The following is an 8,563-nucleotide window of genomic DNA, read 5'->3' as shown; positions in this document are numbered from 1 at the left end:
GTATTTTCAAATTCCACGTCGGCAAAGCCCCGGCGGCTGTCTAAGGGGTTAATCTGATCCATAATCCGGAAACCGTCCATCTCCCCCCAGGAAACGATCTGTTTGCCCACCCGGAAAAAGAAGTTGCCCGGGGTCCAGGTCACATGGGCTTCATTCAATATCTGCCAGTAGTTGTTGTCTATGTACATGCGATTGCTCGATTGATCGAACAACCGGTTGTTCCAATCCCTCTGGCCGTTATTGATGGGATAGGCCCAATCGGCTGAAAACCGGCCTGAGGCATAAAGGTTGAATTGAGGATTGATCCGGTATTGCCCTTCAAGAAACAGGTTCATCAGGGCGGACTGAAGCCCTTTTTTGGTATCATATTCGTCATTCAAACCAAAAGCCGCCCCTTGGGTCACATAACCCAGGAGCGTTAAAGGTTTGTCAAATACCATGTATTCTGTAGCTCCGGCAGGACAGATCCAAAGCGCCGTTGCTGCCATCACCATCCAAAAATAAATAATAAATCTCTTCCTCATAACCCCATCCTCTCTTTGTGATTCCCATCAGGGTTTTTAGTGAAATGCACTTTCGCTGCTCCTTTTAAAATTCCGGATACCTTTAATTGCTTTTCCTCACCCCCTTCCAAGAAAGGTTCAAGGCCCAAGGTTCAAGGTTTAAGGCCTGAGACGCGAGGCGTGAGGCGTGAGGCGTGAGGAAAACCACCCTCAGGCTTCTGTGGGGCGCCAATAAACATGGATATGGGTTTCGCTGAACATTATTATTGATGAACTTGTAAAACGTCATTCCCGCGCAGAGCCTGTCCCCGAATGCTTTAATCGGGGACGGGAATCCAGGCACACAAAACCAATTAAAACCCCTGGATTCCCGATAAAAACCTTCGGGAATGACGAAAAAAGTGCCGCTGTACTATTAATGCGGATTATTTTCGTACTAAGCCCTCATGCCTCATGCCTCATGCCTATTTTTCATTTCAGCTCCCATGATTTCTTAGCCGTCGGGACCTTTCCACTGATAAACCTGGGTTTGATAATAAAAATCAATAAGGGATGAAGGGTCAGGCAGAGGATGACATTGGTGGCCATGATCATGGAGAGGAAGAAACCCACCTCGGCCTGAAACTTCATTTCGGAGAAAAAATACCAGGTCAGGATCGGCAGAATAACCGTTATCCCGGTGTAAACCACGGCCTTGCCGCAGGTGCAGATGGACTGGATGATCGTCTGCTCCCAGTCGCCGCCCTGAAGGGGGAATTCCTCTATGGCCCGGCTGTAAAGATAGATGGCGAAATCAACCCCCAGGCCGGCCCCGATGGCCGCAATGGGCAGGGTATTGATGGACAGTCCGATACCCATTAAATGCATATAGGCCCCGGCCACGCTGTTGGCCAGGAGCAAAGGCAGGGTCAGCATCAGGCCGGCCGTGACCGACCAATAGGAAAAGGCACAGAGGATGAAAATACCCAGGTAGACCGCCAGGTCGATCATGAGATGGGAGCGTTTCATCTCCTCGTTGAGGGCGATCTCCATCCCGATCCTGCCTCCGGCCAGTTTGAATCCCCCGTGTTTGATTTTTTTCGGATGACTCCGGAAAAAATCATAGGCCGCATCCCGGATACGCAACAGATTATCCGAGGTGTGATCGGCAAAATAGAGGGTCAACTGGGCCCGCTCCAGGGTCCGGTCGATATAGCGGCCCAGGGTGGCCGGATCGGTCGATGACTTGACGTACCCCATGAGACCGGTCAGTAAATTGGGGTTGCGCACCAACTGGAACCAGATCTGGTCCCCGTCGTGAAGGGTTACATTGACCATTTTGACCGTATTGATCAGGGAATCGGGCGATTTGTAGATGTCCGGCAGCCTTTCCTGCATGTGGCGGTCAAAGGCCTCGAAGGTGAGCAGCACCTCCGGGTCGTAGACGGATTCCCGGGTCCCTTCATAATAAAGCAAAAAATTTTCCGAAGAAGCATCAAAGAGCTTGTTGACCAGGGCCTGATCCTTATTGTAGATATGGGTGGCATAAAAGATGGGCGAACCGGGAGAGGGGTCTCCGATTTTGAGTTTACTGGTTTGCCAGAAGCAAAAAACCGTCACTAAGACGATCAAGGCGCCCGCGGCGTAGCGACTGCCGGGGGCGATGGAAAAGCGGGTCATGGCCATCATGATCCTGGCCTTCCAGTCCACCTGACAGCTCTCTTTGGCCCAGGCCTCACTGGCCACCTTTAAAGGGATTAAGCTGCAAACCGCCGGCACCATGAAACCGGTCAGCAGAATACTCATCATCCAGAAGCTCATGATGACGGCCAGGTGCTGCATCAAGGCGATCTTGGCGATAAACAAGACCAGGAAGCCGGCCACGTCGGCCACGACGGCGGCGAAATTGGGAATGAACATGGTCCGCATGGTGTTATAGCAGGCCTGCGTCCGGTCATTGCCGCTGGCGTTGAGCTCTTCAAAATAGCGGTAGGCGATTTGATGGGAGTTGCCGATCATCCGGGAGCCCACCAGAAAGGCCAGGACGTAGAGCAGGGGGTTGAAGTTGATGCCGGTGAAACCGATGAAGCCCAGCCCCCAGATGGTCAGGATAAAGGCGTTGACTAAGGGAGAGATCAAGCCCGGAATATTCAGGAAGATGATATAAAGGATAAAGGCGATGGCCAGGATGCTGATCCCGAAAACCATGACCATCTGGGGCTTCAAGCTGTAAATCCAGCCCATGAGCATGGGATAGCCGACGATGTGGATGGAAGTATCTTTGTCCGTGTAATCCCGGGTCAATTTCCGTAATAAGTTGAACATGCTCTCATAGGAGATGTTTTCCTTCATCTCGGTCAGGACCAGGGCGGCCGTCCCGTCCCGCGAGACCAGGGAACCGTTATAGGCCGGTGAGGAAAAGGCATTTTTTTTGAGTAAAGCCATCTCTTCCGGGGATTGGGGGATATTCGGCCACATGATCGGCTCGATATTGATTTCCCCTTTCTTCAAGAGCCGAACGACCTTTACCGACCGGGTGGCCAGGGAAACGGTCAGGCTCCGGTAGACCTCATCCCACATGAGAACCTCATTGGTCATTTTTTGAAGCTTCTTTAAAAAGGCCTCGTTAAAGATATCGCCGTTCCTGGCCTTGAGGGCGATGGCCAGGGTCGACCCGCCGCTCCCGAAGACTTCCGAAAACCGGTTATGCAGTTTCAAATAAGGATGATCATAGGGGAGCATGTCTTTCAGGATGACCTCCCCTTTGATCCGGAAGGCCCCGTAAAAGAAGATGGCGGTGATGACCAGGATGATCAGCAAAACGGCCATCCGGTGCCGGGTCAAAAAAAGCGAGAGACGATCCAACCAGGCCTGCGATTTCCCTGTTTCCATGCCTTTCCTTCCCTGAGAAATCAAAAAAAGTTCGGAGTTCGGAGTTAAGAGTTCGGAGAAATCAATAAATGCGAATTTGATTTACTCTTCTTCGAAATTCGTTATTCGTATCAGTTCAGCATTTTAAGAAAACAGCGATAACCCCTCCGTCATTCCCGTGAAAACGGGAATCCAGGTGTTATGCTGAGACGAAAAGGACCTGGATTCCCGTTTTCACGGGAATGACGTGTGAGAAAGTCAGAATTTTCAAATAAAAGTTTTAAATTTTTCAATGGACTAAATTGTTACCGATTTTTTCCCCAGCGGGGCATCATGGTCTAATAAGCAATTTGTTTCCAGGAAAGGGGATTATCCCCCTCGCTGAAATAAATAATACCGCCCCCGCCGACGGCCGCAAATCCGGCTTTTCCTCTCCGGGACAGGCCGTAAATCCAGTTATAAATATTAGGCGGGGTACACCGGGGCGTTTTCCAGGTCGCTCCTCCATCCAGGGAGATCAGGAAGACCCCGTTCCCTCCGATCAGGATCTTATTTCTGTCCTGGACGGTCACCCCGAACAACTGGGTCCGGGGTAGGCGCAGGGGAACCTCCTGCCAGGTGGCCCCGCCGTTCACCGTCCTGATGACGGTCCCGTCAATGCCCACGGCCCAGGCCGTTTGGGGGTCCACCGCGGTCACATCAAAGAGGTAATTTCCCCCCTCGACGTCTCCTGTGGTTTTGGAGATCCCGAACCGTCCCCCCTGCTTCTCCCAGGTCTTTCCGCCGTTTCGGGTATGGTAGATAAAACCGTACTCCCCCACGGCCCAGCCGTTCATGGGGTCGCAAAAGGAGATGGATTTTAGAATAAAATCCTGATCCCGGAATTGGATCTGCCAGGTGAAGCCGCCGTCTTCGGTATAAAGGATATGGGTCCACTCCGAGACGATCCAGCCGACCTGGGAATTGATAAAAAAGACCTTCATGTGGAAAAGATCTATGGGACTGGACTGGCGCTTCCAGATATGCCCCCCGTCCCGGGTATGGAGAATGATCCCTTCCTCTCCCACCGCCCATCCTTCCAGGGCGTTGATAAAACACACCGAACTCAAGGTCAGATCGACCCCGGTTTTCTGGCGGACCCAGGTTTTTCCTCCGTCGGCCGTATGGACCAGGCACCCCCAACGACCGGAGGCCCACCCCTCCTTCTCACTCGGAAAGCTCACCGAAAAAAGGTCGTCGTAAATTTTTTGCTGGGCCTGGCCTGGGGGGATTAGAAAACATAGAGAAGCACCAAGGATCAGGAAAGCAGGCAACACTCCTCTGGAAATAAGACGTCGACAAAATGTTTTGCCCATCGGGTACTCTCCAATTTTGAACGGTTAAGCGTTTAGTGCCCTTTTCTTTTTCTTAGAGAGAAGATACGTTGTGATCAATGCCAATAAGAGGATAGCGAGGGCTGCGATTTCAAAATCGATTTCAGGATGAGATCGAACCTCCAGGCGCGCACGAATTAATCCACAGATTGCTGCAATTCCGGAAATTAAAACGGGTAGTTGTGTTCTTGCCTTCAATTCAGTATCTAAGAATCCAATTGTAAAGAGCATTGCCCATCCGAAGGACAGGAATGAAATAATCAGATCTTGATATCGTTCGGAAGCAACCGCATAAAAAACATACAACATCGGAATCTTTAGTCCAAGCTGATGGGCTGTTGCGACTGCCAGGAAATAAAACCCGGAAAGAAATAATAGTCCTCGATAACTTTTCATGATTATTCCTTATCTTTTGGTGGAGGTATTAATGGGTCATCCCCTGATAAATAATCAGGATGTCAGACCCAAAAGCCGGGCGGCATTTTCAGAATAAATCAGTTTTTCAAGAGACCGGTCTCCCCTACAGGCCTTTCTAACGGCACTTACCGAGGCCCTGCGGTCCCCCCAGGGCCAGTCCGAGGCATACAGGACCCGCTCGGGACCGAAAGCCTGGATCAGTTCTCGAATCCGGTTCGGTGGCTGGAAGGAGGTATCCACATAGGTATTTTTAAATCCACTCAGAAGACCGATAGTTTCCTTGTACTGAAAAATTCCGGCGTGACCAACGATAAAGGGTACATTGGGGAAGGCAGACACCAACTTCCTGGCATAAGCTGTTTCTCCATAAGAAGGGATCTCAAATTTCTCCGATTCCGGACCCAAGTAATAGGAGGTAACCCCGCTGTGGAAAAGGACGGGGAGATTGAATTGGGAAAAATTTTCGACGACAGTAAAAGTCCTCTGGCTGTCCAAAGGCTCCTTCTGGATGTTCGGATGGAGTTTCAATCCCCTGGCCCCCTGGGCGACATCGCTTTTTAATTGATTTTCAGCATCATCTGTTCTGGTGAAATCAATACCTGTAAAAGGGATAATTCCAGGATCAACGGCCTGGGCTTTTCGGAGATCTTCGAAGGTCAAATAGGGCACAATGGGCATGCAGGCTGTTTTGATTACGCCGGCGGCCGTCATGGATAATTGCATGTTTTCCAAGGTCCCGGCCGCGTTTCTGGCCCGTCCGGCTTTGGTAATCAGGTTGGAGCAGAATTTCTTGAGAAGCCATTCGGACAGGGGATTCGTCTTATAGAGGCTCAGCTCGGCGATGCCGATAATATCAAAGCCCCTTTGTTTTTTGATCCCCTTTTTGAAGATCAGTTGTCCGCCCTCAGGATAAAGAATATCTCCAAGATGGGAATGGACATCGATAATCATTTTTCCTCCTCCTTTGGAATGGTCACCCCTGAAAAAAAATTGCGAATGAATTTTTTCCTTGTTTTTAAAAAATAGAGAGTGAATGGTTGCTCTCTTTTATTTTTAAAAAAACTTTATTCCAGGACCACCTGCATGGATTTAATAATCGTCCTGATCTTTTCCTGGTCGGTAACCTCTTTTGATTTCCCTCCGAAATAGACGCGAAACCGGGTATCGAAATATTTTGAAGCCAGGGAGTAGGCCAGGAGGGTGATGTGATTATCGATGTAGTAGGCCAGGCCCTCATCACTGAATTTGGTCTTGATTTCACCCTTCTGCCGGCCCCGGCGGACGAGTTCCATCCAGAACTCTTTGGCCTTTCCTTCCATCTTTTCCGCCAATGGGGCGGAAAGTTTATTCATGGAACAGGAGCCTATATCCACATAGATGGCCACCATCTCCGGATGGTTTTTGGCCAGGACTACCAGCCCATTTAAAATGTTTTGGATGATCAGGTAAACGGGTCCGGGAGAGTCCAGATGCTTCAAAAACAGTTCTTTTGAAACAATATCGATGATGTAGTCGAAGACGGATAAGTAAAGAGATTCCTTATTCTTAAAATATTTGTAAAGGGCCCCGTTGGATATCCCCGCTTTTTTGCAAATTTCGGAGATATTGGCGTGATAGTACCCCTTTTTGGCGAAAACCTTGGCCGCGGCATTCAACAAGGCATTTTGTTTGTTTTCAGGCAGTTTTTTGAAGGTCGACAACATGGGAATAGATTTTCCTTTAGAGAGTGAATGGTTACTCTCTAAAATATTTTTTAGGTCCTGTCAAGTTTTTTTTGACTTTGATTATCTTTTATGCCTTAATTTATTCCATTTAATTATGGAGGTTCCCTATGAATAAACGTCGACCTTACCGGTCCTTTATCAGTTATATAGATCGCAGTCGGGAGTATTACGCTGCCCAGGGTTACAACCAGCCTTACGCCTGGGCCCATCACCGGGATGTTCCCTTCGCCCCCCTCCGTAAGGTGCTCTCCGAATGCCGGGTGGGGCTGGTGACCACCGCCGGCCGTTCGGAAGTAGAGGGCAAAAGCCAGGGGCAAACCAGGGAGTTTTATGCCATGCCGGCCCATCCCGTGCCGGAAAGCATTTATACGGACCACCTTTTCTGGGATAAGAAAGCCACCCATACCGACGATCCGGATAGTTTCCTGCCGCTCAATCGTTTGACCGAATATGCCGCCGAAGGACTGATCGGGTCGGTTTCGCCCCGCTTCTACGGAGTGCCCACCGACTATAGTCAGGGCAAGACGGTAAATGAGGCCGCCCCACAGATTTTGGAATGGTGCCGCCAGGACGGGGTGGACGCCGTACTCTTATCGGCCCTTTGACCGGTCTGTCACCAGACCGTGAGTCTGGTTGCCCGACATCTCGAAGAAAACGGCCTGTCCACCGTGGTTATGGGTTCGGCCCGGGACGTGGTCGAGGAATGCGGTGTTGCCCGTTTCGTATTTACCGACTTTCCGCTGGGAAATCCCTGTGGGAAGCCCTGGGACGTGGAGATGCAGCGCTCCATTGTGGGAACGGCCCTCGACTCGCTGATACGGGCCTGGATGCCGCGCACCACGGTACAGACGCCCTTTTACTGGGGCAATGAGGAATGGCGGGAGGCCTTCATGCGGGTGGACGACAACAATCGTGAAGCCCTGGCCCGGGAGGGGGAAGAGCGCCGCCGCCTCCAGGCCGAGGCCAAGATAGCTAATCGAAGTCGAGGAGATTGAAAGGCCGGTAATTTTTAATATGCATGAACTCTCGGCAATATTTTTCCGGTTATGATTCTGACCACCCGATCTGGAAAATCCTTTGATACGGAAAGGGACCTGACTGCCCCGGAGCGCCATATCCTTCAGAAACTCTTTATCTGGGAGAATATGGCCGTAAGCCTGGAGGCGTTCCGGCAGAAAACGAAAGAGGCCTTCCGGAAAGGGTGGAACCAATCCGGGCCTGTCCAGGAAAGCCAGGCCATGAAGGCCATCGTGGCCGACCTGGAAGAAAAAGTCATCCTTCGCCTTTCCACAAGTCCATAAGGCTTATTTAATAGTTAAGGTGAACGGACAGAATTCTTTCCTAAAACAGGGGCTTGCCTTTCTCTTGCGCGATGGTCAACAGTAAATTGACATAATTCTCCGGGGGAGGGGTTATTTGACCTTCATCGAGACGATTGAAGGTCAGGGCCGCAGGAGAACAGGCTGAAACGCACAGACCACAACCGATACAACGGTCCGGGTTCCGGGTGGCCTTTTCATTACTATCCTAACTACAAAACGGCAACTACAAAACGGGGTCGGACCTAATGCCATTAACTTAAGAGAAAAACTCTGTCTTTACTATCCCTTATGGTTTCTGATTTAACGGTTTCCGGTTCGGGCACGGACATGGGCACTGATTTACGCTTTCGCCCTTTACGACGTGGTTCCACAAT

The 8,563-nt window shown here is 50.5% G+C and carries 9 protein-coding genes and 1 pseudogene; 3 read left to right on the top strand and 7 right to left on the bottom strand.

Going from position 1 to position 8,563, the window contains the following annotated elements:
• The 6 genes from HY879_19730 to HY879_19705 form a co-directional block, all read right to left on the bottom strand.
• On the bottom strand, positions 1-524 hold a 524-nt coding region (locus HY879_19730), incomplete at its 3' end, for a hypothetical protein (protein MBI5605567.1).
• A gap of 450 nt (positions 525-974) precedes the next feature.
• Positions 975-3,374, bottom strand: a complete 2,400-nt coding sequence (locus HY879_19725; GenBank protein MBI5605566.1) for an MMPL family transporter — start codon at positions 3,372-3,374, stop codon at positions 975-977.
• 317 nt (positions 3,375-3,691) lie between these two features.
• On the bottom strand, positions 3,692-4,708 hold the full coding sequence (locus HY879_19720; GenBank protein MBI5605565.1) for a hypothetical protein: 1,017 nt from the start codon (positions 4,706-4,708) through the stop codon (positions 3,692-3,694).
• Between the two features lie 24 nt (positions 4,709-4,732).
• Complete coding sequence (locus HY879_19715; protein MBI5605564.1) at positions 4,733-5,122, bottom strand: hypothetical protein; 390 nt, start codon at positions 5,120-5,122, stop codon at positions 4,733-4,735.
• A 54-nt stretch (positions 5,123-5,176) separates the two neighbouring features.
• Positions 5,177-6,094 (bottom strand): amidohydrolase family protein, encoded by a 918-nt coding sequence (locus tag HY879_19710; GenBank protein ID MBI5605563.1) that lies wholly within the window; start codon positions 6,092-6,094, stop codon positions 5,177-5,179.
• 113 nt (positions 6,095-6,207) lie between these two features.
• Positions 6,208-6,846: a TetR/AcrR family transcriptional regulator gene (locus tag HY879_19705; GenBank protein MBI5605562.1), complete on the bottom strand. Its 639-nt coding sequence runs from the start codon at positions 6,844-6,846 to the stop codon at positions 6,208-6,210.
• A 128-nt stretch (positions 6,847-6,974) separates the two neighbouring features.
• Here HY879_19705 and HY879_19700 point away from each other — a divergent pair, with 128 nt between their 5' ends.
• Genes HY879_19700 through HY879_19690 form a run of 3 tightly spaced genes read left to right on the top strand, consistent with a single transcriptional unit; the run spans position 6,975 to position 8,168 of the window.
• Positions 6,975-7,472: a hypothetical protein gene (locus HY879_19700; protein ID MBI5605561.1), complete on the top strand. Its 498-nt coding sequence runs from the start codon at positions 6,975-6,977 to the stop codon at positions 7,470-7,472.
• Positions 7,473-7,490: 18 nt separating this feature from the next.
• Entirely contained in the window at positions 7,491-7,862 is a 372-nt protein-coding gene (locus HY879_19695) for a hypothetical protein (GenBank protein ID MBI5605560.1), read from the top strand.
• Between the two features lie 51 nt (positions 7,863-7,913).
• Entirely contained in the window at positions 7,914-8,168 is a 255-nt protein-coding gene (locus HY879_19690; GenBank protein MBI5605559.1) for a hypothetical protein, read from the top strand.
• Between the two features lie 40 nt (positions 8,169-8,208).
• Here HY879_19690 and HY879_19685 read toward each other — a convergent pair.
• Positions 8,209-8,382: pseudogene (locus tag HY879_19685) on the bottom strand (4Fe-4S binding protein).
• Positions 8,383-8,563: the final 181 nt, after the last annotated feature.

Source organism: Deltaproteobacteria bacterium, assembly GCA_016219225.1.
In the GTDB taxonomy this organism is placed as follows: domain Bacteria; phylum Desulfobacterota; class RBG-13-43-22; order RBG-13-43-22; family RBG-13-43-22; genus RBG-13-43-22.
The sequence above is the reverse complement of the archived record's forward strand: the minus strand, read 5'-3'. Positions and strand labels throughout refer to the sequence as shown.

What these genes read in the sequence shown, in the direction of transcription:
- HY879_19725 (MBI5605566.1), bottom strand. Translation starts at nt 3,374, where the DNA reads ATGGAAACAGGGAAATCGCAGGCCTGGTTGGATCGTCTCTCGCTTTTT.
- HY879_19720 (MBI5605565.1), bottom strand. Translation starts at nt 4,708, where the DNA reads ATGGGCAAAACATTTTGTCGACGTCTTATTTCCAGAGGAGTGTTGCCT.
- HY879_19715 (MBI5605564.1), bottom strand. Translation starts at nt 5,122, where the DNA reads ATGAAAAGTTATCGAGGACTATTATTTCTTTCCGGGTTTTATTTCCTG.
- HY879_19710 (MBI5605563.1), bottom strand. Translation starts at nt 6,094, where the DNA reads ATGATTATCGATGTCCATTCCCATCTTGGAGATATTCTTTATCCTGAG.
- HY879_19705 (MBI5605562.1), bottom strand. Translation starts at nt 6,846, where the DNA reads ATGTTGTCGACCTTCAAAAAACTGCCTGAAAACAAACAAAATGCCTTG.
- HY879_19700 (MBI5605561.1), top strand. Translation starts at nt 6,975, where the DNA reads ATGAATAAACGTCGACCTTACCGGTCCTTTATCAGTTATATAGATCGC.
- HY879_19690 (MBI5605559.1), top strand. Translation starts at nt 7,914, where the DNA reads ATGATTCTGACCACCCGATCTGGAAAATCCTTTGATACGGAAAGGGAC.